The organism is Vibrio sp. 10N.222.54.A3 (genome assembly GCF_041474095.1).
GTDB classification, from domain to species: Bacteria; Pseudomonadota; Gammaproteobacteria; order Enterobacterales; family Vibrionaceae; genus Vibrio; species Vibrio crassostreae_C.
Genome location: NZ_JBFRTN010000069.1, coordinates 1 through 21,283, shown reverse-complemented (window position 1 = coordinate 21,283; position 21,283 = coordinate 1). Strand labels below are relative to the sequence as shown.

Genomic DNA, 21,283 nt, shown 5'->3' with positions numbered 1-21,283 from the left:
TGTGATCAAGAGACAGCCCAATGGGTGCCTTTTTCTTTAGCGTTCGTTAACTCGAAAAGCGGATGCTTACCAGAAGGTAATGAACAAGCCCGCTGTCACTGCCATTCCAACATAGTTGTTGTTTAGAAAGGCTTGGAAACAAAGGGCTCGATCACGGTGGCGCATCAGGTGTTGTTGATACACAAATAAGCTTCCCGCTACCAACAGTGCCCAATAGAAGGTATCTCCTAGTTGGTAATGCATGCCTAACGCAATCAGCATCGCTAGGGTGACGAGTTGCAAAGAGCCAACAATCAGTTTATCGAAGCGACCAAATAAAATAGCCGTCGATTTAATACCAATCTTCAAGTCATCATCTCGGTCAACCATCGCATATTGCGTGTCGTAAGCAATCGTCCACAACGCGTTAATCACGAAGACAAACCACACAATGCTTGGCAGTTCATTGGTTTGTGCCGCCCAAGCCATTGGTATCGCCCAACTAAACGCTAAGCCAAGAAACAACTGTGGAAGATGCGTAAAACGCTTCATGAAAGGGTAAATGAACGCCAGACCCACACCAATAAATGAGAGCTTAATGGTCAGTGGATTCATGGTGAGTACCAGCAAGAATGAAACTACGGCTAGCACTAAAAAGAGCAGAATCGCTTCCTTACTGGAAACCAAACCAGACGGCAGTGGACGCTGCTTGGTACGTTTAACATGACCATCTACTTTACGGTCCGCAAAGTCATTGATCACACAGCCAGCTGAACGCATCAACACCACGCCGAGTACAAAAACAACCAAGACATCAAAATCAGGCATACCTTGTGCGGCGATAATCAGTGACCACAAGGTCGGCCAAAGGAGTAATAGGGTACCAATCGGGCGATTCATTCGCGTTAATTGCCAATACGCCTTCGCTTTGGTGGCAAGCATTTACACACTCTCCTTAGAGTAAATGGGTGATGTTGGTAAAAACAGTTCTGCCACAAGCATCGGTTTATGGTTCATCCATAATCGAGAACGACGCGCGAGTAATCGCTCATCGCCTGCGATAACCCAACCAACTTGCAGCGCATCTCGCTCCACGTTCTCAGCACTAAAAACGGTCAATCCAAGCGGGACATTACCTTGTTGAGAAAGGTCTGAGTGCTGATGATCTTCTAATGTGACTCGGGGAATCAAGGTTCGACCTAACACCCACGGTTCGTCATCACCCTTTAAAATCACTTTACGCAGTAAGCAATCAAACGATGATAAAAGATGTTCCTCGTCTTGTTGCAGCATTGAGCGTTCTACAACTTGATTATGAAGCAACTCAACAGACAGGTGCTGACAGCACTTCCCCAACTTGCGGGAAAGAGAACCTTGCTCCATCAGCCACTCTTTGGTGGTTTCATTAGGAAAATCAAATGTTTCTGTACTTTGCCAATCTACATTCATTAACGAATTAAGATACAGCGATATTGGCTGATTCATACTAGTATTCAATAGGTGACTTTACACGTACAATAAAGCTTCAACTTTCGAACAAAATTAAAGCGTTCTTCGAATCGTAAACGTATTTAGATTTAGACCGCTCATTGTAACAAGACTAATGCGTTTCGAATATCGCGAATAAACTAAAGAAAAGTCACAAATATGCACAAACGTTATGTAGCCCAAATATTTCTTGCGATTACCCTACTCTTTTCAGCATCAAGTTTCGCGGAAGAGGAGTCGGCAGCTAAACTCGCCTACTTCACACTAGAGCCAGACCTGACCACCAATTTTTACACTAAAGGTAAAAAACTGGGCTACATTCAGGTTCGCCTCGACATCATGGTGGCAAATAGTAGCGACTTGGCCGCTATTGAGCATCACCAACCACTGATTCGCGATGCGGTGATTGAATTGCTTGGCAAACAAAACGAAGAAACCATTAAATCTCTATCTGGCCGTGAAGACTTAAGAAAATCCTTAGTTGAACACCTCAACAAGATTTTGCTTCCAGAGACAGGTAAAACCCTGATTGCTGACTTACTGTTTACCAAATACCTTTATCAGTAATGATGTAAAACGAATCCCAATAAAAAAGCGGCTCATCTGGCCGCTTTTTTTGTCTCTATCGTTTGGCTACTCATTAGAAGATATGAATTAGCTTCTTGCCGAGCTTGGTGCTTTCATCGCATCGATAAAGCCAATAATCACACCAGCGGCTAGACCAGCTAAATGCGCCGTATTGGCGATAGCCATAAATGGCTGCATGTACCCAAGCACCAACCACACCAACATAAAGCCGACAATCTGTCTTGGGATACCTAAACCAAGTTGTGGCGCCTTCGCACCAACCACCCATAAGTAACCAACCAAGGCATACACAACACCAGACAAACCACCGAAGTTCGCCCCTTCAACCCAATACTGCCCAGCACCTGAAAGCGCAGAAGAGACAGCAAAGATCTGAAGTAGCTTGAGGCTGCCAAGTTTCTTCTCAATGTCTCCACCTAGCTGCCACCACCACAAAATATTAAATGCGATGTGCATAACAGAGAAATGTAGAACGGCATGACTCAACCAACGCCACAGCTGCCATTGCTGTCCATCCACCGCTGGGAAATGTAGGGCATTGAAAATAGCTTGGCCAAAACCGATCTGTTGCAGCGCAAAAATCACCACACACACCAACATCAGGCTTAGTGTCACTGGGCCTGCTTTGGCTTTGATCATGCCCATGAAGCTTGGCGTGTGGTAATGGAAGTTGCTCTTTCTGGTCTCTGCCATGTCCCAAGATGCAGCTTGATAGCGCTTATGATTGGGCTCAGCCAGAAAACGATTCAGCTCAGCTTCGGTTTCAACCTGAAATTGGCCATCAAGAAGCCAAAGAGCAAAACGCCCTTCTCCCTCTGGAGACATCTGAATAGGGATCTGACGAGAGGCCATATAATCAATAAATGCTTGAGCAAGACGTGGATTGTCTAACACCATCAATCTAATCATTGTTACTTCCTATTCATTCTATGAGGGATGCTTGAGGCGGTTCAGGTGATGAAAGTCATTAACCTGCGATCACTGGAAGTTCAGCACGATGCCAAGCTTCGAAACCACCATCAACACTATATACCTCTTCAAAGCCTTGGTTCACTAAATATTGTGCCGCACCTTGGCTACTGATGCCGTGGTAGCACATCACTAAGATAGGTTGTTCGAACTCAACCTCATCCATGAATGACACCATCGTATCGTTAGTCAGGTGGTAGGCTGTTTTTGGGTGGGCAACCGCAAAAGACTGCGGGTCACGTATATCGACAAGTCGAGCTTCGCCTTGTTCGATGAGGGCTTGAGCGCCTTTAACATCGATATGTTTAAACTGGTCCATGACTTTCTCTTTTTATACTGAATTACTTTGCTGCCATTGTAACCTATCCCAAGGCTAACATTCACATCCACTTAATAAGGTTATCCACCAGCGATCACTTTTACACCATTTGTGGATAAATCTGTGAATTGCGTGAATAAAGTGTCTTTTCAAAAATAGATCCACAACATGTAGTAATGATCCTGATCTAACTGTGGGTTAACTGAAACATATCCCCACTCGAAAAACCCCGTCAAAGCCTTACTACACACTGCTTTTAGATAGCTGACGAATAAACTTCTCACAGAGTTATCCACAAAATCATTTTGCAAATTTCGATCGCAAAAGTTGAGAAATCGATCCAAAACAAAAAGGCCGAGATCTCTTGATCTCGGCCTTTTCAAAATTCAGCTATTTGTTAGCTCTACTAGAAAGTAGAAGCTAATAGAAACTAGATGCTATTAGAAATCACCAACGGCTTGTTTCAATTTCTTCATCGCATTCTTTTCTAACTGGCGAACACGTTCAGCTGAGATACTGTAGGTATCCGCTAAGTCTTGCAGGGTTGCCTTGTTGTCGTCTAACCAACGTGAGCGAACAATGTGTTGGCTACGCTCGTCTAAGCTTGCTAGTGCTAGCCCTAGGCGATTATTGGTGTGTGACTCCCAGTTAGCCGCTTCAACCGTCTCAGCAACGTCTGACGCCTTGTCTTCTAGGTAGTAAACTGGAGCAGTGTAAGCAGAACCGCCATCGTCATCGTCCATAGGTGCTTCAAACGTCGCATCTTGTGCTGCTAAGCGAGATTCCATCTCACGAACTTCTGAAGGCTCAACACCCAGTTCACGAGCAACCGTCTCAACTTCACCGTTATTGAACCAACCCAAACGCTTTTTAGACTTACGAAGGTTAAAGAACAGTTTACGCTGTGCCTTAGTGGTCGCAATTTTAACGATACGCCAGTTACGTAGAACGTATTCATGGATTTCAGCTTTGATCCAGTGAACAGCAAACGAGACGAGACGAACACCAACTTCTGGATTGAAGCGCTTAACAGCCTTCATCAAGCCGATGTTACCTTCTTGGACGAGATCAGCCATTGGTAGCCCGTAGCCAGAGTAGCCTCTTGCAACGTGCACCACGAATCTTAGGTGGGAAAGGATCAAGCCTTTCGCAGCGTCGATCTCACCTTTGTAATGTAATCGCTCTGCAAGTCCACGTTCCTCTTCAGGAGTCAGCATAGGGTAGCTGTTCGCTGAGCGGATATAGCTATCTAAACTATCTTGTGTGACTAAAGCCATTTGATACGCTTGGTTTGCCATTCGGTTCCTCATCAATCTCTGATCTGGAGTAATACATCTATTAAAACCCTACAATCTTGAACCTAAAATGAACAGGTTTCAAGGAGGGGGAAGTAATTATGCATAATCAATTCGTCTATACAAGGCAAAAACTGGTTAAGAAGTGCCTATTTTTCGTCTAAATATGACTCTATTCACCTAAACTGGTTCAATTTCTTTTAGGTGACGCTGTGCAGAAAGCTTTGCAGCCACACTACCAAGCAGAGTTCCGACGATCAAAAGCAGTAAAGATTCATCCCAACTCAGGCCAATTAAACGGAAGTGGCTGTCGTATAGCTGAGCCAAGTCATCCACCGCGCTGTTCAGCAATACGGTAATCAATGCCGTCATTACCCAAGCGCTAATCGAACCTAAAACGCCAAACCACATCCCAGCATAAAGGTATGGTCGAAGAATGTAGCTGTCGGTCGCACCAATCAGCTTCATGGTTTGAATCTCTTCTTTATGCGCCAACACATTAAATCGTAGTGTATTGCCGATAATCAGAAATACCGCGCCCAGCATCAATACCGTTAAGGTAATCACGATGACAGCCGCTAATGCTTTGATCGCATCTAATCGCGCTAACCAATCTTCGTCTAGGCGAACATCGGTCACTAATTCTTGTTGTTTAACTGTGCCTGCCAGCTCTTTAATTAAGGTATCGCTGTGCACGCTTGGCGTAATCACCAGCACACCTGGCAGTGAATAATCGTCGAGAATGGTTAGGGCGTCTTCAAAACCAGAATACTGGCTGAGGTCTGCAAGCCCTTGCTGCGGAGAAATGTACTCCACGAGCTCAACTTGATCCCAACTTTCGATTTCATCCTTAAGCACCATTACTCGTGGCTCAGGAATACCATCCTCTACATAAGCACTTATTTGTGACGGGCTAGTGACATCTTGCGCCACTTCCCCTACATTTTTACCTAATAGGTACAAACAAGCTGGCATCGCCAACGCCATAGAGATCACCGCAAGGGTCAGCAAGTTGCCTAACGGACGCTGCCACATTTGCGAGAACGATGACTTGGCTTGTTTCCAGTGAACAACAAAGAAGCCGTCGCTTGAAGCGCGGTTTGCTGCTCGATTAGATTGAGGTTTTTTGATGCGCTTATTCGCGGCCATAGTCTTCAACCTCACTCAAAAATCCTTGGTTTAATTCAAGATGGCGGTACTGAGGGCGAGTGTTCACTAACCCGATATCATGCGTCGCTAGGATGATCGTCACACCTGCGCGGTTGAATTCTTCAAATAATCGCAACACACGGTTAGATAATTCAGGGTCTAGATTACCGGTAGGCTCATCGGCTAAAAGCAGAGTTGGACGGTTAACCACGGCGCGAGCAATACCCACGCGTTGTTGTTCACCACCAGAAAGTTGGCTTGGCAAACAACGGGCTTTATCTAATAAACCGGTTTTATCCAACGCAGCACTGACTCGGCGTTTTATTTCGTTTTCAGAAATAGATTCAATACGCATAGGCAGAGCGACGTTATCGAAAATCGAACGGTCCATCAGCAGGCGATGGTCTTGAAAAACAATCCCAATATTACGGCGTAAGAAAGGAATGTCTTTGGCTGGGATACGAGTGATATCGTGATCGTTGAACCAGACACGTCCATCAGTTGGACGCTCTATCGCGCAGATCAACTTCAGCAAGGTACTTTTACCAGCCCCAGAGTGCCCACCCAAAAAAGCCATCTCTCCACGTTTCAGGTGAAAGTCCACTTTTTGGAGCGCTTGTCTTCCACCTCGGTAGGCTTTACTCACTTGCTGAAATTTGATCACCGAAAATTCCTCTTACGATCACTAATATCAAATTTAAAAACGGTAGCAGATTAAGGATAAACCACTTTGCTACTCGCGTTACTCTTCGCGGCTAAATAGTGCTTCAATGAAGTCTTTAGATTCAAATGGACGCAGGTCATCAATACCTTCACCCACACCAATGTAGCGGATTGGAATCTGGAACTGGTCAGCAATTGAGAAAATTACACCACCTTTCGCCGTACCATCTAGCTTAGTCAGTGTAATACCCGTAACTGGAGCCACTTCACTGAACAACTTCGCTTGGCTGATAGCGTTCTGACCTGTACCTGCATCGAGCGTTAGCATGATTTCGTGTGGCGCAGAGTCATCAATCTTCTTCATTACACGAACGATCTTGCGTAGCTCTTCCATCAGGTTGCTCTTGTTCTGCAAACGACCGGCTGTATCAGCAATCACAACATCAACACCACGAGCCTTCGCTGCTTCAATCGCATCGTAGATAACAGACGCACTGTCCGCACCAGTGTGTTGAGCGATAACTGGCACATCGTTACGCTGACCCCAAACCTGAAGCTGTTCAACGGCTGCAGCACGGAAGGTATCACCCGCTGCTAGCATCACTTTCTTGCCTTCATTTTGGAATTGTTTCGCCAGCTTACCGATCGTAGTTGTCTTACCTACACCGTTCACACCCACCATTAAGATAACGTAAGGTGTTTTAGTGGTATCAACAACCAGTGGCTGTTCCACTTGGCTTAAGATGTCTGCCATCTCTTCTTTGAGCAGACCATAAAGCGCTTCACCGTCTTTTAGGTCATTGCGAGATGCTTTTTCTGTCAGGTTTTCAATGATCTTAACCGTGGTATTCATACCCACGTCAGCAATCAGAAGTTGCTCTTCTAGCTCTTCAAACAGGTCTTCATCGATTTGCTTGCCTTTGAACAGACCAAAGAAACCCGCACCGATGTTTGCTTTAGTGCGGCTTAGGCTGCGCTTAAGACGAGCAAAGAAGCTTTCTGTCGGCTTCTCTTGTACTTCTTCAACCTTAGCTTGAGGAACTGCCACTTCTTCCTGTTCTGCTTCTGCTTCTGCTTCTGCTTCTGCTTCTGCTGCGACAGGTTGCTGCTCTTGTTGAGCTTCTTCAAGCGCTTGCTCAGATTCAGTTGGCTTAACTTGTTCAGCTTCAGGCGCGACCTGTTCAGCCTCAACTTGTGATTCAACTTCAGTTTGATCTTCAACGCTTTCTACGTTCGCTTCATTCTGAGTTTTTGGGCTTTGTTCTTCTTCACCAAAACCAAGCCACGATAATAATCCGCGCTTCTTTTTTTCCGTCATCAGAGGAGTTTCCTAGATCTACTAATTAGCTGTATTGACTTAATACACGTCGACTCTTTGCTATTGTTATACAATACAAGCTTGTACAAACGAATAGTAAAGAAAAATGACAAAGCAGTGATAAGTTTGCTTTTAGCTTGATACACTTTGTCATTGCAAATTTATTTAATACACGAACCCACTTAAATTGGGCTCGGTATAGTATCACTTTATTAGCGGTCAAAAAATCTATGGTAAGACGTCGCCAGCAAAACACATCACAAAAAAAGCCATCCGGAGGCTTTGTTCGAATTATTAGTGGCTCATGGAGAGGTAGAAAGCTGCCTGTTCATGATTTAGAAGGATTACGCCCAACCATTGACCGAGTAAAAGAAACACTCTTTAACTGGGTGGCTCAAGATATCCCACATTCAACTTGCTTGGATGTATTTGCCGGTTCTGGCGGTCTAGGTTTTGAAGCAGCTTCTCGCCAAGCCAAAATGGTGACACTGCTCGAAATGAATCAAAAGGCGGCTAAACAGCTTTCTGATAACGCGAAAGAGCTCAAGGCAGACAACATTAATGTCGTGAATACTGATGCTATCTCTTTCCTTAAGAAACCGGGCACGCCTTACGATATGGTTTTCCTTGATCCACCATTTCGTCAAGGCTTACTGGCAGAAACAGTACAACTGCTTGAGAGTAACGGTTGGCTTGCAGACAATGCCATCATTTACGTCGAGACAGAGAAAGAACTGAAACTCGAAGCTATGCCAGAGAACTGGGAATTGCATCGCGACAAGACCACCGGACAGTCAAGCTACCGACTGTTCAATCGAATCACTGAAGAATAGGAGTTATTGAATGAAGTTCTTGCTTCCACTAGCAAAAGCAGCCATCGCCTTTGTTTGGTTTATCTTAATCGTAAATATTTTCTACCCGTTTCCGGGTAATGCTGCGATTGCGCTTTATATCATGACAGCATTCTTGTTCTTCATGCACGGCCTGCAGATGCTGATTTTCATCGGTGCATTCGGCGATAAGATCGAGATGTCACGTTGGGAGAAGTGGTCAATATTGATTTTCGGTGTCTTCGCCCTACTCGATATCCGTCGTAAGCACATGATGTAATCGAAATAAAAACCGAAGAAACAGATACAAAAACGCCGCTCAGTAGAGCGGCGTTTTTTTATTGAGTAATGGTAGCAACACTAGCCCATGTAGCCTTTCACACCATCGAGGAACATTTGCGTCGACAGCATAACCAACAACAAGCCCATCAAGCGTTCGATGGCTTTAAGACCTCTCTCTCCCAGCACTCGCAGGAAGAAGCCATTAAACATCAGAATAAAGAAGGTAGCACCCCAAGCCAGCATCACTGCGCCTGAAAGCTCTAACATATTGTCAGGGTGCTGTGTCGACAACAGAATCAATGCCGCAATCACTGAAGGGCCAGCAATCATTGGGATCGCCATCGGCACAATAAACGGTTCTTCACCCGCCGCGAGGCCAGTAATACTACCCGCACTTGGGAAAATCATCTTAATCGCAATGATGAATAGAATAATACCGCCAGAGATACTCAAGGTTTCAGGCTGCACGTGCAGGAAGTTCATGATGCTTTGACCCGCAAATAAGAACAGCAGCAAGATAACCAGTGCGAACATCAGCTCACGAATCAGAACAATACGGCGACGCTTCGGGTCAATATGCTTAAGGATAGAGAGCACGATTGGCAAGTTGCCAAGCGGGTCCATGATAAGAAACAGCATGGTTGCTGCAGATAAGATTTCCATAAGTTTGTCTCGAAAAGCGTAAGTGCGCGGAGTATAGCAGCCTCAACATTGATTTTCGAACGCAGTGATAAGCGGGTTAACTGATGCTTTTAAAAGGGGATGTTATAAGAAGGCAAATTAGCGAAAGCAGATTGAAAGGTAATGAAAAGAGTGGAGCCGAAACATGCACCCACTCTTTATTCACGAATAAAACAAGCCACTAAGAATTAGTGATTACACACACGTTCGCGGTTAGTGCAAAGCTTATCATCGACAACGACAACCTTTTCCATCTTCAAGAAAAACTTCAACAGGCTATCTAAATCCAGACCATTGAGCTTACAAGTATGGAAGCGAGCTTCTTCGCCATAGGTTTGAGCAAGCGCTAATGTTAGCTCTTCGCGAGTCAGTGGCTTTTCACTAAGCAGGTTTAAAACGTTGTGTGCGTGAATTTCAGTCGTCATAACTCAATCTCATGTTTAATGAATTACACGTAGAGTACCGAGTTTTAGCAACGCCGTTTTGATGTAGCTCAGGCTTGAGAGAGCTCTACCCTAAATAGTAATCGATGCGACGATGAATGCGTGTGCGAGAAAGTAACTGCCCGTTACCCAAAAGTAAGCGCCCTTGATTGGGCTGCGGTAACTGTTTAGCGCATAAGCTAAGGCCGAAAGGAGCAGCACGCTACAGCCAGCAAAACCGACCGCGTGTGATAACTGAGGATCCAGCAGCCAAACCTCACCAGAAGCCCATGCTAACTGAATAAGCACAATGCCCATGATGACCACGGGAAAAACGAGTTTGTCTAAGCGTGGCAGCAGTAAAAAGAAAGCAACAACGCAAGCTGCCAATAACAGCGCGAACAACCACCAAACCATTTCACCTGATAGCTGTAACCAAAAAGCTTTGCTGTAACAGAGTTGAGCCAATAAGAAGCAGACAAAATGCAGAGGGCGTTTTTGAGTGAGAGTATGAAGCACATCTGCGATCGCAGAGATAGCCAACCCCGCAACTATCCAATAGGTAAAGTCAGCCACAACCGACTGAGTTAAAGCAATTGTCGCTAATAATACAAAGGTAAATACCTTATACGATAAGGCCTGACCGATATGTCCATGTTTCGTTCCTGCTATTGCTCCGATACCAGATAAGGAAACCGCTAACCAACTCCACATACCACTTGCCCTATTGCTTTAAATCGTCGCCAGTCTAGGCACACGAGTGTTGATGTAAAGCCTCAGCCCCTCAAAATTGGATCTTGATTACGCTTCCACTAAAAAGAGTCTCTTTAGATTGAAGTCGTAACAATTACCACCATGACAATGGCCATTCGTTTAAAACTAGAACGAATCATCATAAAACCCATTCAAACTGGCATTAGAGTCGCCATACTTGAATTTTGGCCAATTCTAACCTATCGACCCCACCAAAACCGGCCTAATTCCGTAAAATACCACACTTAAAAAATTAAAATAACCACATTTAAAGTAAATAATAACAATAACTTAAATAAACAAACTCAAGATTAATAGGAAAATAAAAACGCCAACCAAGCCTAGACTTGTAAAGTAGCCAGTTTTCTTTTTTAACGCCCAGTTTTGTCAGGTTATTTCAAGCCTCCGGTAAAAATCGCCACAAAAACCAAGCCGAAAACTTAAAAAACCAACCAAAACCAACCTAGCCACCACCAACCTCTATTAATACAGTTTAACAACCTTTAACAATATAAATCACACAAAATAACCATTACAAAACAACAAGTTAAATCAAATTAGAACAAGCATAAATCACAACGAACAAATTAAGAACACACCATAAAACACAGTTAAACACTGCCAAACAAGCCAAAAACTCATAGTTTTCTACTACTTTTAAAGCTTTCGAAAGTAATTCTTGATCTAAGGCCATAAGTAGTGCTATTCTTTAAAACATAGCGAGAGACAACCAAATTTAGGAGTAGTGTTATGATTTCATCTTCGCAAAGACAAGGACTTGTAATGATCGCGGTAGTTGTAGGTCTAATGACACTACCGATGATGTACTAAGCAAGTTACAGATAAAAAAAGGGACGCCATGAGCGTCCCTTTTTTTGTTCAATTTTTTCACTTCGAAAACAGATGCAGTGTTAGCACATCCCAGTTCGCATAATAGAAACCTGCGGCAGCTAAAGTCATTGCCATCATCAGTAAGATCGCAACTCGCCAGATAAAACGACCACTACGTGGAGTCAGCTCCTTCTCACAGTCGTTACACATCATGATGAACTTATGTTGGTCTTCCAACTTAGCCTCATGTTCATTGACTACCTTATTACGACACGTTGCGATATAGCGCAGCTTGCTCACCATATCGTGCGGTAGCCTTTCTTCACAGCTTGTTACAAGCTCATGCAATCCTTCGCCTTCGGCATGATATTGAAGCCTCAATAATTTCTCTATATTGCGAGTTCTTGTCACCACTTTTTCAATATCGGTCATCTTAGCCCTCCCACTCCACACTATAATTCTAGTCGAGCATTTCCCTATTCTTATACAAAATCACTGTTATTTACGAGAGAAAGAGACAATAAATAACAATGCTTTATCCCAAACTGACCATTAAATGTGATGTCTGCCGAAAAATAATCAGCTTGGCTTACAACAGTTCACGAATAACGGCTTTAAACACATATCCCTATTGCCTGAAAGACTAGAATAACCATCACGACTACATGGAGGTTATATGCCTAATTCACTCTTTTTTGCCATCTTTGCTCTCGCTGCTCTAGCGGCTTGGGTATTTATTGGTTTCTATCGAAAACACTCGCAAGGTGAAAATGCGCCAGAGAAGAAAGTGAATGTCACGGTGTTAGACAAACAATCGATCGACCTTCCTGACGCAGAACCGGGCCAAGAAGATCAAGAGTACTGGATTTACGTTCAACGTGGTGTGGTTGGTCCGAAGCGAGAATTCCAAGTCGGCATCCACTATTTCCACGCCCTTAACCCTGGCGACAAAGGAACCTTAACCTACCAAGGCGATAAGTTCTTACACTTTGCGTTGAAGCGCTAAACGTCAGCCGCTTCAACTGTCGTCCCTAAGCAATCCATCAGAAAGCCTTAGCAATCACCGCTAAGGCAATAACCAACGCGTTTTCTCTGACTTAGACACCAACCAGCTCATCCATAATGCGCCAGCTCCGCTGATCACAATCCATAATGGAATAACCCATGCCGGATGTCCTTGGTACCAACCAAACTCTTTCATCGGCCACAAGAAAATCGGGTGCAGCAGGTAAATACCTAAGCTGTGCTTACTGATAAAGCCAACCACTTGGTTACTCTTCTCAGACAGGCCTTCACCATAGTAACGGCATACCATGAACACCATGCTCGCGGCTAATACGGTATTCAACGTTTTGTAAGATAGCCAGCGCCCTACCGTGTACTCTTCTGCTACCAAGCTTGCATCAACCACCATGTAAACCGTGGTTAGTAACGCTAGCCCACCCAGTAACACACTCACGCCAACGGTCATCTTGTTAAGTGGCACAATCTTATACAGCAAGTAACCCAATGGTAAGTAACCGGTGTACAACCACAATTCGTGACTCCAAGGGCCATCGATTTTCAGTAAGAACAGCAATGTTGTGAACAACCATACCGCCGTAAAGGCATAGACCGATCTATCACCGTACTTTCTAACCATGATCTGCAAGAACGGAATCACAAAATAGAGTGGGATGAAGTAATAGAAGAAACCAAGGTGGTAATAGGTGTAATGATGGTAGCTATTAAGCAACACGTCCCAACTGACGTCGGCATCAAAGCCCATTGCCGACCAGCCCGACAGATAGGTATAGAAAAGCGACCAGACAATGAAAGGTATCAGTACCTTGCCCAAACGACGCTTGAGGTAGTATTTGGCGTCAAACGGGCGCTGATCACTGAGCATCAGTGCGCCAGTAATCAAAATGAACACAGGTACTGCCCAGCGGCTGAAACCGTTTACCGTAATGGCAGTAAGCCATTCACCGAAAGGAATAGTGCCCAACTCATTGCGATAAGGCGCCAAAACATGAATCGCGATAACCGCTACGGCCGCGACACATCGTGCTAAATCAAAAAAGAGAATTCGCTGCTTCATGTAAATGCCTGATTAATATTCAATCATTCTACTATAGCAATAAAAAAGCTGACCGGAATAAATACCAAGTCAGCTTAGTGTTAAAGGAGATACTTATCGCGAATTTAGCTCATACGACTCTAGCTTCTGCGACTTGAGCTCTCACAAATGAGGCTCATGTGGCTGAAGCTTATGCCGCTGAAATTTGCGGCACTTTCGGTAAACGCAGAGAGATCACCGTCGTTATCGCCAAGAATGCGAAGGAAACCCACAGACACGCAGACAAACCTGCCATTTGGAATACCAAGCCCGACAATATCGTGCCAATCAAACGGCCCATCGCGTTTGCCATGTAGTAGAAACCGACATCAAGAGAAACGCCATCGCCTTTCGCATAACTCACAATCAAATATGAGTGAAGTGATGAGTTCACCGCAAAGATGACACCAAACACCATCAAGCCACCGATAATAACTAACTCGGGTTGCCAGCCAATCTGTACCGCATAAGCGATAGCAGCGGTCACTATAGCCAGCGCACCAGCCCATAACAGCGCGGCATGGCCATCTGGCACCTTACCTTGAGCTTTACCAGTAATCTTCGGCGCTATGCCCTGTACAAAGCCATAAGCGATAGTCCAAGCAGCTAAGAAACCGCCAACCCATGAGTGATCCCAACCAAACACACTGCCTAGGTAAATCGGCAAAGCAATCACAAACCACACATCACGAGCGCCAAACAGGAACATACGTGCTGCGGATAGGATGTTGATGGATTCAGACTTAGAGAAGATCTGTTTGAACTTAGGCTTGGTTTTCGCTTTGCCCATGTCCGCTTCTAAGCTCAACACACTGCCAACGAAGACCAATGCCAACACGGCTGCCATCGCGAGCACGGCGTATTGGAAGCCAATCGTTGAAAGCAGTAAACCACCAATAAAGAAGCCTGCCCCTTTAAGCGCATTCTTAGATCCGGTCAGAATCGCAATCCACTTATAAAGCGCGCCTTGTTGTTCATCAGGAACCAGAGTCTTAATTGAGCTCTTGGCACTCATCTTATTGAGGTCTTTAGCGATACCAGACAAGGCTTGCGCCGCCATGAGCCAAGGAATGGTCAGCATTGCCGTTGGCACCGCGAGCATACCCAAGGCGACGACTTGCATGCCTAACCCAATGTTCATGGTCTTATTGAGGCCAAGACGCGCCCCTAACCAGCCACCGATTAGGTTAGTCACCACACCAAAGAATTCATAGAAAAGGAACAGTGAGGCGATTTCTAACGAACTGTAGCCAAGGTCGTAAAAATACAGAACCACCAACATGCGAAGTGCACCATCAGTAATGGTGAAGTTCCAGTAGTTAAAAGTCACCAACATGTATTGGCGAACGCTCTTACTTAGATTTGAAAACATAACGCTATCTCTGCAATCTAAACAAAAAGAGCTTTTGGATCATGATAAGTTCAACACTCCAGATACCAAAAGCTCCCTGTCTAACACTGATGACTATTAGCTATTCGCTACGCCATTAATGTATTCAACCTGGATAGGTTTAGTGAAGGCACCTGGACGCAGTGCCTGCACCTCTTGAACTACCTTGCTCAAATCCCAGCCTTTTTCTAACAGTAGGTGAGCTGCGAACAAACCAGTGCGACCAGAGCCGCCCATACAATGCATTGCAACCTTGCCGCCGTTATCGACGATGTTATGTAGCTCAGGGCTAGCTGCTTGCCACTTCGCAGCAAAACCAGCACCCGGTGCACAGTCGTCTTCAATTTCGATCTGGAACCATTGCATACCTAACGCACGTGTTTTTTCACCAAGTGCCGCCACGTCTTTGCTTGCAAGCTCATGGTCATCAAGTGCTGTCACGATAGCTTCAACGCCTTGCTCTTTTAGCTGAGCCAGTGATGCATCAAGCGTTGCTTCTTTTGTGCCTGGGCACGGAGTAAGCACTAGCGCACCTTGCTCTAGGTCTAGTTGCCATGTTGGATGTATCATTATATCTTCTCCAGATTCTTATTAAGCAAGGCCAACGGTACGAACAAGCTCAGCGGTACGTGTTGCGTAACCCATCTCATTGTCGTACCAAGCGTAGATCTTAACCATGCGCTTACCGACCAACATCGTTGATAGTGCATCCACGATTGTTGAGCGTTGGTCGCCTTTGTAATCGATAGAAACCAGTGGACGCTCTTCAAAGCCAAGAATACCTTTTAGTTCATTCTGAGACGCTTCTTTCAGCATCGCGTTAACTTCTTCTGCCGTGGTGTCTTGCTTCACTTCGAAGATGATGTCTGTCAGAGAAGCGTTCGCTAGCGGTACACGAACTGCGTGGCCGTTGATGCGGTTTTCTAGCTCAGGGAAGATCTCAACAATCGCTTTGGCGCTGCCCGTCGTTGTTGGGATAAGACTCATGCCACATGCACGTGCGCGGCGTAAGTCTTTGTGCGGCGCATCAAGAATAGTTTGCGTGTTAGTTAAATCGTGAATAGTGGTGAAGGCTGCGTTCTCGATACCAAGCTTCTCGTTGATCACCTTAACCACTGGCGCGATACAGTTCGTTGTACAAGACGCTGCCGTTACGATTTTGTGTACCGCAGGGTCGAAGATATTGTCATTCACACCAACAACGATGTTTGCGATGCCTTCTTCTTTCACTGGCGCCGATACCACAACACGTTTCACGCCCTGCTCTAGGTATTTGTTTAGGAAAGAGGTCTTACGGTGAACACCTGTCGCTTCGATAACCACATCACAACCAGACCAGTCGATCGCATCGATGTCGCGCTCTTGTGTGGTCTTGATGCGCTGGCCATTAATGATCATCTCATCGCCTTCTGCAGTTACTTCGTGGTGAAAGCGACCTTGAACTGAATCAAATTCTAGAAGGTGGGCCAGTGTTGTTGTGTCGCCAGCAACATCGTTAATTTGAACAAATTCTAGCTCATCCCAATCGAATGCTGCGCGAAGTGCTAGACGGCCGATACGACCAAAACCATTAATACCTACTTTGACTGTCATTTTCTGTTCTCTCAGTTAATTACCTTCATATTTGAAGCCGCAGCGTTGTTGACTACGTTCACTTACCGGAGCGCCGGCCGCCCTAATTACATAGAGCCACTATGCTCATAGGGATAAGTTCACTTGTCGCCTAGCTGCAACTACAACTATTTCGGCATTAAGTTTTAATGTATTTAAACGCAACATACTGGGCGTGAGTTCATCGACTCTAAGCGCTCAATATCTTGCTGGTATTCAGTTTTCAAACAGTTCGATGCAATAAGGTCGTCAATTAACTTTAGCATCCAACCTGGTAAATCTTGTGACAGGCGGTAAAACACCCACTGCCCCTGGCGAACATCAATCAAAACACCGTTTGAACGCAGCTGCGCAAGATGGCGTGAAACCTTTGGCTGACTTTCTTGCAATGCCTGAGTCAACTCACCAACCGATAAGCACTCATTGCGAACTATCAACATTAAGCAACGCACTCGCGTTTCATCGGACAGTAATTTAAAAAATTGGTGAGGAAGCATAAAAACATACTCATATGTGGATATGCACATATCTTAGATATAAAAAAACGCACGTCAAGGCGTGCGTTTCAATTGTCATAAAAGTTTAACGAAGAAATATCAGAGCTTGTTGGTCACGGTATGGCTCCAACGGCGCGCTTCAGTAAGCTCCGTTTTAACCTGATCCACGCTTAATCCTAAATCGGCGCAGTGCTCATCAATCTGTTGCCAATCGGCATGCTCAAAGCTCTCTTCAAGTGCGAGCAAGGTACCATATGGCCCTTCTCTACGTAATAGAGCAACCTTGATACTTTTACACAGCGGCAACTGCTCGACTAAGTTATCTAACGACAAGTCCAACAGAGCATCCAATAAGGAGAATAAGCCAATCATAAAGGCCTGTTCTCTATACCCTTCAAATGCCTGATAGCGAGACATACGCTGACAAAACTGAGCACGCTGTAGAGACAATCCATACAGCTCTTTAGGCTTTTTATCGGACACATAAGAGGCGACGGCTAACGAGACAAACATTTTCAGTTTCTCTTGACCTAGATATACCAAAGCCTGACGAAAAGAAGAGATGGTAACTTCAAGGCGCGGCGACATAGTATTCACAAAACGCAGCAGCTTATATGAGAGCGCCACATCTTTCGCGACAATGCTCTCCACCCGTTGAAAGTCCACATCGGGCTTACACACTTCTTGAAACAGCTCCATAGCAATCACTTGCTCAGGGCTAATGTATTTACTCTTGATGATTTCCGGTTTATTGAAAAAGTAACCTTGGAAAAACTTAAAGCCAGCCTCTTTGGCTTGCTGGAATTCTTGTTCGGTCTCAACGCGCTCCGCCAAAAAGCTAAACTTTTTCCCTTGATGCGCCCTAACCAAATCACACGCTTCATCCAAACCCATCTGCATAATATCGAGCTTTACGATATGCGTGTATTTAAGGAAACGTTCCCATTCTGGGGTCGAAGTAAAATCATCTAGGGCAATCATGTAACCCGCTTGGTAAAGGTCTTTAACCGCTTCCAACAATTCATCTGTTGGTTTACAGGTTTCCAGAATCTCTACCACCACCTTATCTTTCGGCAAACTTAAGGGCAGTCGACGAATCAAACTTTGATAAGGGAAGTTGATAAAGCAGCGTGAAGATGGAATAGAAGGGTTAAGACCAACAGACAAGAAGTTCTCAACAATCAGACGATACGTTGCTCGATTAGACTCAATATGAGCTGGGTACGCATTCTTTTCTCCATCGCGAAATAACAACTCATAGCCGAGTGTATTCCTCTTGCGATTTAAGATAGGTTGTCGAGCAACGTATGTAGCGGTCATTTCTTGATAACTCTGATTGGTTTAACTATAACTCAGTCGCTTAATCTAAGCTTTCGCGGCAGCTAGCAAAGCACCGCAGCCCATGAACATACCACCAAATATTTTATTTATCTTACCCATTATGCGATCAGAGCGAATAAAACGTCCCATTTGTGACGCTAATGAGGTGTAACCCAACATAACAACGCTATCAATGAATACTGTCGTCACACCTAGCACTAATAACTGAGGTGCTTGAGGTTGTGTAGGGTCAATAAACTGAGGAAACAAAGCCACCAAAAACACGATTGATTTCGGGTTAGTTAGGTTGATAAGCACAGCGTTTCTCAGCAGTTTGCCACTCGACAGAGTAGAGCTTTCTTCAGATGCTACTAGGCTCGAGCTATCACGCCACTTTTGAATACCTAACCAAAGTAAGTACACCACGCCGACCCACTTAATGATGGTGAACGCCAACGCAGACTTAGCAACGAGTGCACCGATACCCGCGCCCACCAGCATAATGTGAAACGCAAGACCAAGCTGTAAGCCAACAATTGATGCGAGTGACTTTTTAGTGCCATAGCTAAGCCCATTACTGATTGAGTTAACGGTACCCGAGCCCGGAGCCAAGCTAAACAAAATCGCTGTGACAACATAAGCAAGCCAAACATGAGTATCCATTTGCATTTCCTTACTAGTTCTTTAATCTAACAACATTAGTAGCAATAAAGCTCTCACACGCATCAGTTCAGGTAATTTCCCATGGAAAACCACAGCGAAGCCACCTTCCCTTACACTCAAGAACCTCAGTTCGATCATGCGATTAAACACCCGATCAACGCTCTTTGGCAACAAAGAAAAGAGGGGTTTTTAACATCGTCTGGTAAAAAGAAACTGTACTGGTGCAGCCTCACCTCAGAAAAGCACAGCAAAGCTATTGTGATTTCAAATGGCCGTATCGAATGCTGCCAAAAATACCAAGAAATCTTTTATGATTTTTATCAACAAGGCTATGACGTTTATTCATTTGACCACCAAGGTCAAGGCCAGTCTGAACGTATGGTAACAGACTCTGACATTGGTCACATTCATGAGTTTGATGATTATGAATCTGACATGTCTGACGTCATTGCCAGTTTTGATCTCAGTAAGTATTCCAATCGCTACCTGCTCGCACACTCAATGGGCAGCACCATAGCCACTCGCTACCTACAAACCCATCCAGACCACCCGTTTGATAAGGTGACTCTGTGCGCTCCGATGTTTGGTATCAATACCGAGTGGTACCTGAAACCTATCGCGATGATCGTTGGACAAGTGCTTACCGCTTTTTATGCCAAGCCAACTTACGCGCCGGGCCAGCAAGCATATTATTCGAAGCCTTTTGAAAACAACTTACTGAGCCACAGTAAGGTTCGCTATCAGTGGTTCCGTCGCTTATATGACGAGTCTCCATCTTTGCAGGTGGGTGGACCAAGCACGCGTTGGGTGTGGCAAGGGTTAATGGCCGCCAAGCAAGCAATTCAACAAACTCGTCAAATCAAGATCCCTCTGCTATTGATTCAAGCTGGGGATGAAAAGATTGTCAGTAACAGTGCTCAAGTAAAGTTCATCTCTAAGCTGAAGAAAACCAACTCTGATTGTCAGTTTAAGTTGATTGAGGGTTCTAGGCATGAGGTGTTGTTTGAGCAGGATGAATATCGCAATCAAACACTGGATGCGATCAATCAGTTTTTCGCCTAGAGCTAATAGGCTAAGCAACCTACCAAGAAAATAAGCGCTAAAGAGGAAGAGAAGTAAGTGAGCTTTGCCCTCTTTTCTTGCATGAATTTGGCATACAATTTCTACCTAGAGATATTGTAGTTAAAACGATTCTAGCGCTGGCTAGCGTCAATATTGGTTAAGCATTTTGCAATGAGGGTTAAATGAGTATTCCTGCACTAAAAGATTCCGTGAAAATTGTTGCTTCTGATTTAGATGGTACGCTTTTGGCTCCCAACCATCAGCTAAGCGACTTTACCAAGCTAACGCTTAAGAAATTACACGACCAAGGTTATACCTTCATCTTCGCTACGGGTCGTCACCACGTCGATGTGGCGGGTATTCGTCAGATAGCAGGTATTCCGGCGTACATGATCACTTCAAACGGTGCACGCGTGCATGACCAAAACGATCAACTGATGTATAGCCAGAACGTACCTCAGGAACTCGTTCAGCCAGTTATTGATATTGTGCGCCAAGATCCAAACCTCTTTATTCACATGTACCAGAATGAAGATTGGTTACTAGACCGTGAAGATGAAATGTTGGCTAAATTCCACAGTGAGTCTGGCTTTAGCTACAAGCGCTTTGAAGCTGAAAACGCACCAAGCGAAGGCATCGCGAAAGTCTTCTTCACACATCCAGAACAAGACCACGAATATCTCGTCACGTTTGAACAAAAGCTAAGAGATGCTTTTGGCGACAAACTGAACATCGCCTTCTCTACACCTTGGTGTCTGGAAGTGATGGCAGCTGAAGTCTCTAAAGGCCACGCTCTAGACGCTGTTGCAAAATCACTAAACCTGACTCTGGATAACTGTGTTGCCTTTGGGGATGGTATGAATGACGCTGAGATGCTGGCTATGGCGGGTAAAGGTCTAATCATGGGTACATCACATGAGAAAGTGATGAAAGCACTACCTGACAATGAAGTGATTGGCAGTAACGCAGACGATGCCGTTGCTCACTACCTAGAAAAGCATCTGCTCTAATCTCGCTCGTTGAACAGATCTGAATAAATAAAAAGGCAGCCAACTGGCCTGTCTCTTGATCACAA

25 protein-coding genes are annotated in these 21,283 nt (G+C 44.8%); 6 read left to right on the top strand and 19 right to left on the bottom strand.

Annotated features, from left to right (window positions below; genetic code table 11):
- Positions 1 to 66 precede the first annotated feature (66 nt).
- Positions 67 to 921 carry a 4-hydroxybenzoate octaprenyltransferase gene (gene ubiA, locus AB4507_RS15130; protein WP_372182898.1) on the bottom strand — a complete coding sequence of 285 codons (855 nt, stop codon included), beginning with the start codon at positions 919 to 921 and terminating at the stop codon, positions 67 to 69.
- Complete coding sequence (locus AB4507_RS15125; RefSeq protein WP_164091128.1) at positions 922 to 1,464, bottom strand: chorismate lyase; 543 nt, start codon at positions 1,462 to 1,464, stop codon at positions 922 to 924. It lies immediately after the preceding gene.
- Between the two features lie 162 nt (positions 1,465 to 1,626).
- On the opposite strand from AB4507_RS15125, the gene AB4507_RS15120 reads away from it, so the two are divergent.
- Entirely contained in the window at positions 1,627 to 2,034 is a 408-nt protein-coding gene (locus tag AB4507_RS15120; RefSeq protein WP_017063771.1) for a flagellar basal body-associated protein FliL, read from the top strand.
- A gap of 87 nt (positions 2,035 to 2,121) precedes the next feature.
- On the opposite strand, the gene glpG is transcribed toward AB4507_RS15120, so the two are convergent.
- From glpG to ftsY, 6 genes are all read right to left on the bottom strand, one after another.
- The gene (glpG, locus tag AB4507_RS15115; protein ID WP_017063770.1) at positions 2,122 to 2,964 is read right to left on the bottom strand and encodes a rhomboid family intramembrane serine protease GlpG; all 843 of its coding nucleotides are present in this window, start codon (positions 2,962 to 2,964) and stop codon (positions 2,122 to 2,124) included.
- A gap of 58 nt (positions 2,965 to 3,022) precedes the next feature.
- A complete protein-coding gene (glpE, locus tag AB4507_RS15110; RefSeq protein WP_017061039.1) occupies positions 3,023 to 3,343 on the bottom strand; it encodes a thiosulfate sulfurtransferase GlpE in 321 nt (106 codons plus the stop codon).
- A gap of 440 nt (positions 3,344 to 3,783) precedes the next feature.
- Positions 3,784 to 4,641 (bottom strand): RNA polymerase sigma factor RpoH, encoded by an 858-nt coding sequence (gene rpoH / locus AB4507_RS15105; RefSeq protein WP_017055518.1) that lies wholly within the window; start codon positions 4,639 to 4,641, stop codon positions 3,784 to 3,786.
- A 177-nt stretch (positions 4,642 to 4,818) separates the two neighbouring features.
- Entirely contained in the window at positions 4,819 to 5,787 is a 969-nt protein-coding gene (ftsX, locus tag AB4507_RS15100; RefSeq protein WP_017061038.1) for a permease-like cell division protein FtsX, read from the bottom strand.
- On the bottom strand, positions 5,774 to 6,451 hold the full coding sequence (gene ftsE, locus AB4507_RS15095; RefSeq protein ID WP_004736585.1) for a cell division ATP-binding protein FtsE: 678 nt from the start codon (positions 6,449 to 6,451) through the stop codon (positions 5,774 to 5,776). Before ftsE ends, ftsX begins: the two co-directional genes overlap by 14 nt.
- A 78-nt stretch (positions 6,452 to 6,529) precedes the next feature.
- Positions 6,530 to 7,768, bottom strand: coding sequence for a signal recognition particle-docking protein FtsY (gene ftsY, locus AB4507_RS15090; protein WP_017063769.1), 1,239 nt, complete (start codon positions 7,766 to 7,768; stop codon positions 6,530 to 6,532).
- Positions 7,769 to 7,998: 230 nt separating this feature from the next.
- Here ftsY and rsmD point away from each other — a divergent pair, with 230 nt between their 5' ends.
- The gene (gene rsmD, locus AB4507_RS15085; RefSeq protein WP_017066764.1) at positions 7,999 to 8,601 is read left to right on the top strand and encodes a 16S rRNA (guanine(966)-N(2))-methyltransferase RsmD; all 603 of its coding nucleotides are present in this window, start codon (positions 7,999 to 8,001) and stop codon (positions 8,599 to 8,601) included.
- A 10-nt stretch (positions 8,602 to 8,611) separates the two neighbouring features.
- A complete protein-coding gene (locus AB4507_RS15080; RefSeq protein WP_016784000.1) occupies positions 8,612 to 8,878 on the top strand; it encodes a DUF1145 domain-containing protein in 267 nt (88 codons plus the stop codon).
- Between the two features lie 80 nt (positions 8,879 to 8,958).
- On the opposite strand, the gene AB4507_RS15075 is transcribed toward AB4507_RS15080, so the two are convergent.
- The 4 genes from AB4507_RS15075 to AB4507_RS15060 all read right to left on the bottom strand — a co-directional run bounded on the left by AB4507_RS15075 (position 8,959) and on the right by AB4507_RS15060 (position 11,999).
- A complete protein-coding gene (locus tag AB4507_RS15075; protein ID WP_102321185.1) occupies positions 8,959 to 9,543 on the bottom strand; it encodes a YhgN family NAAT transporter in 585 nt (194 codons plus the stop codon).
- 206 nt (positions 9,544 to 9,749) lie between these two features.
- Positions 9,750 to 9,986, bottom strand: coding sequence for a YecH family metal-binding protein (locus tag AB4507_RS15070; protein ID WP_017066763.1), 237 nt, complete (start codon positions 9,984 to 9,986; stop codon positions 9,750 to 9,752).
- 90 nt (positions 9,987 to 10,076) lie between these two features.
- Positions 10,077 to 10,697 carry a lysoplasmalogenase gene (locus AB4507_RS15065; protein WP_017061033.1) on the bottom strand — a complete coding sequence of 207 codons (621 nt, stop codon included), beginning with the start codon at positions 10,695 to 10,697 and terminating at the stop codon, positions 10,077 to 10,079.
- Positions 10,698 to 11,624: 927 nt separating this feature from the next.
- Positions 11,625 to 11,999: a hypothetical protein gene (locus tag AB4507_RS15060; protein WP_004736595.1), complete on the bottom strand. Its 375-nt coding sequence runs from the start codon at positions 11,997 to 11,999 to the stop codon at positions 11,625 to 11,627.
- A 244-nt stretch (positions 12,000 to 12,243) separates the two neighbouring features.
- On the opposite strand from AB4507_RS15060, the gene AB4507_RS15055 reads away from it, so the two are divergent.
- Positions 12,244 to 12,573 (top strand): DUF2500 domain-containing protein, encoded by a 330-nt coding sequence (locus AB4507_RS15055; protein ID WP_017061032.1) that lies wholly within the window; start codon positions 12,244 to 12,246, stop codon positions 12,571 to 12,573.
- 60 nt (positions 12,574 to 12,633) lie between these two features.
- Here AB4507_RS15055 and AB4507_RS15050 read toward each other — a convergent pair whose 3' ends face one another.
- The 7 genes from AB4507_RS15050 to rhtB form a co-directional block, all read right to left on the bottom strand.
- Positions 12,634 to 13,647, bottom strand: a complete 1,014-nt coding sequence (locus AB4507_RS15050) for an acyltransferase (RefSeq protein ID WP_017061031.1) — start codon at positions 13,645 to 13,647, stop codon at positions 12,634 to 12,636.
- 169 nt (positions 13,648 to 13,816) lie between these two features.
- Positions 13,817 to 15,037, bottom strand: coding sequence for an organoarsenical effux MFS transporter ArsJ (arsJ, locus tag AB4507_RS15045; protein WP_372182897.1), 1,221 nt, complete (start codon positions 15,035 to 15,037; stop codon positions 13,817 to 13,819).
- Positions 15,038 to 15,133: 96 nt separating this feature from the next.
- A complete protein-coding gene (locus AB4507_RS15040; RefSeq protein WP_017061028.1) occupies positions 15,134 to 15,625 on the bottom strand; it encodes a cyclin-dependent kinase inhibitor 3 family protein in 492 nt (163 codons plus the stop codon).
- A 21-nt stretch (positions 15,626 to 15,646) separates the two neighbouring features.
- Entirely contained in the window at positions 15,647 to 16,648 is a 1,002-nt protein-coding gene (locus AB4507_RS15035; protein WP_017061027.1) for an ArsJ-associated glyceraldehyde-3-phosphate dehydrogenase, read from the bottom strand.
- A gap of 173 nt (positions 16,649 to 16,821) precedes the next feature.
- Complete coding sequence (locus AB4507_RS15030) at positions 16,822 to 17,163, bottom strand: metalloregulator ArsR/SmtB family transcription factor (RefSeq protein ID WP_017063763.1); 342 nt, start codon at positions 17,161 to 17,163, stop codon at positions 16,822 to 16,824.
- 99 nt (positions 17,164 to 17,262) lie between these two features.
- Positions 17,263 to 18,483 (bottom strand): EAL and HDOD domain-containing protein, encoded by a 1,221-nt coding sequence (locus tag AB4507_RS15025; RefSeq protein ID WP_017061025.1) that lies wholly within the window; start codon positions 18,481 to 18,483, stop codon positions 17,263 to 17,265.
- Between the two features lie 45 nt (positions 18,484 to 18,528).
- On the bottom strand, positions 18,529 to 19,146 hold the full coding sequence (gene rhtB, locus AB4507_RS15020) for a homoserine/homoserine lactone efflux protein (RefSeq protein WP_017061024.1): 618 nt from the start codon (positions 19,144 to 19,146) through the stop codon (positions 18,529 to 18,531).
- Positions 19,147 to 19,227: 81 nt separating this feature from the next.
- Between rhtB and AB4507_RS15015 the strand changes: the two genes are divergently transcribed.
- Entirely contained in the window at positions 19,228 to 20,208 is a 981-nt protein-coding gene (locus AB4507_RS15015) for an alpha/beta fold hydrolase (protein ID WP_017061023.1), read from the top strand.
- 182 nt (positions 20,209 to 20,390) lie between these two features.
- On the top strand, positions 20,391 to 21,218 hold the full coding sequence (locus tag AB4507_RS15010) for a Cof-type HAD-IIB family hydrolase (protein ID WP_017061022.1): 828 nt from the start codon (positions 20,391 to 20,393) through the stop codon (positions 21,216 to 21,218).
- Positions 21,219 to 21,283: the final 65 nt, after the last annotated feature.

What these genes read in the sequence shown, in the direction of transcription:
- ubiA (WP_372182898.1), bottom strand. Translation starts at nt 921, where the DNA reads ATGCTTGCCACCAAAGCGAAGGCGTATTGGCAATTAACGCGAATGAAT.
- AB4507_RS15125 (WP_164091128.1), bottom strand. Translation starts at nt 1,464, where the DNA reads ATGAATCAGCCAATATCGCTGTATCTTAATTCGTTAATGAATGTAGAT.
- AB4507_RS15120 (WP_017063771.1), top strand. Translation starts at nt 1,627, where the DNA reads ATGCACAAACGTTATGTAGCCCAAATATTTCTTGCGATTACCCTACTC.
- glpG (WP_017063770.1), bottom strand. Translation starts at nt 2,964, where the DNA reads ATGATTAGATTGATGGTGTTAGACAATCCACGTCTTGCTCAAGCATTT.
- glpE (WP_017061039.1), bottom strand. Translation starts at nt 3,343, where the DNA reads ATGGACCAGTTTAAACATATCGATGTTAAAGGCGCTCAAGCCCTCATC.
- rpoH (WP_017055518.1), bottom strand. Translation starts at nt 4,641, where the DNA reads ATGGCAAACCAAGCGTATCAAATGGCTTTAGTCACACAAGATAGTTTA.
- ftsX (WP_017061038.1), bottom strand. Translation starts at nt 5,787, where the DNA reads ATGGCCGCGAATAAGCGCATCAAAAAACCTCAATCTAATCGAGCAGCA.
- ftsY (WP_017063769.1), bottom strand. Translation starts at nt 7,768, where the DNA reads ATGACGGAAAAAAAGAAGCGCGGATTATTATCGTGGCTTGGTTTTGGT.
- rsmD (WP_017066764.1), top strand. Translation starts at nt 7,999, where the DNA reads ATGGTAAGACGTCGCCAGCAAAACACATCACAAAAAAAGCCATCCGGA.
- AB4507_RS15080 (WP_016784000.1), top strand. Translation starts at nt 8,612, where the DNA reads ATGAAGTTCTTGCTTCCACTAGCAAAAGCAGCCATCGCCTTTGTTTGG.
- AB4507_RS15075 (WP_102321185.1), bottom strand. Translation starts at nt 9,543, where the DNA reads ATGGAAATCTTATCTGCAGCAACCATGCTGTTTCTTATCATGGACCCG.
- AB4507_RS15070 (WP_017066763.1), bottom strand. Translation starts at nt 9,986, where the DNA reads ATGACGACTGAAATTCACGCACACAACGTTTTAAACCTGCTTAGTGAA.
- AB4507_RS15065 (WP_017061033.1), bottom strand. Translation starts at nt 10,697, where the DNA reads ATGTGGAGTTGGTTAGCGGTTTCCTTATCTGGTATCGGAGCAATAGCA.
- AB4507_RS15060 (WP_004736595.1), bottom strand. Translation starts at nt 11,999, where the DNA reads ATGACCGATATTGAAAAAGTGGTGACAAGAACTCGCAATATAGAGAAA.
- AB4507_RS15055 (WP_017061032.1), top strand. Translation starts at nt 12,244, where the DNA reads ATGCCTAATTCACTCTTTTTTGCCATCTTTGCTCTCGCTGCTCTAGCG.
- AB4507_RS15050 (WP_017061031.1), bottom strand. Translation starts at nt 13,647, where the DNA reads ATGAAGCAGCGAATTCTCTTTTTTGATTTAGCACGATGTGTCGCGGCC.
- arsJ (WP_372182897.1), bottom strand. Translation starts at nt 15,037, where the DNA reads ATGTTTTCAAATCTAAGTAAGAGCGTTCGCCAATACATGTTGGTGACT.
- AB4507_RS15040 (WP_017061028.1), bottom strand. Translation starts at nt 15,625, where the DNA reads ATGATACATCCAACATGGCAACTAGACCTAGAGCAAGGTGCGCTAGTG.
- AB4507_RS15035 (WP_017061027.1), bottom strand. Translation starts at nt 16,648, where the DNA reads ATGACAGTCAAAGTAGGTATTAATGGTTTTGGTCGTATCGGCCGTCTA.
- AB4507_RS15030 (WP_017063763.1), bottom strand. Translation starts at nt 17,163, where the DNA reads ATGCTTCCTCACCAATTTTTTAAATTACTGTCCGATGAAACGCGAGTG.
- AB4507_RS15025 (WP_017061025.1), bottom strand. Translation starts at nt 18,483, where the DNA reads ATGACCGCTACATACGTTGCTCGACAACCTATCTTAAATCGCAAGAGG.
- rhtB (WP_017061024.1), bottom strand. Translation starts at nt 19,146, where the DNA reads ATGGATACTCATGTTTGGCTTGCTTATGTTGTCACAGCGATTTTGTTT.
- AB4507_RS15015 (WP_017061023.1), top strand. Translation starts at nt 19,228, where the DNA reads ATGGAAAACCACAGCGAAGCCACCTTCCCTTACACTCAAGAACCTCAG.
- AB4507_RS15010 (WP_017061022.1), top strand. Translation starts at nt 20,391, where the DNA reads ATGAGTATTCCTGCACTAAAAGATTCCGTGAAAATTGTTGCTTCTGAT.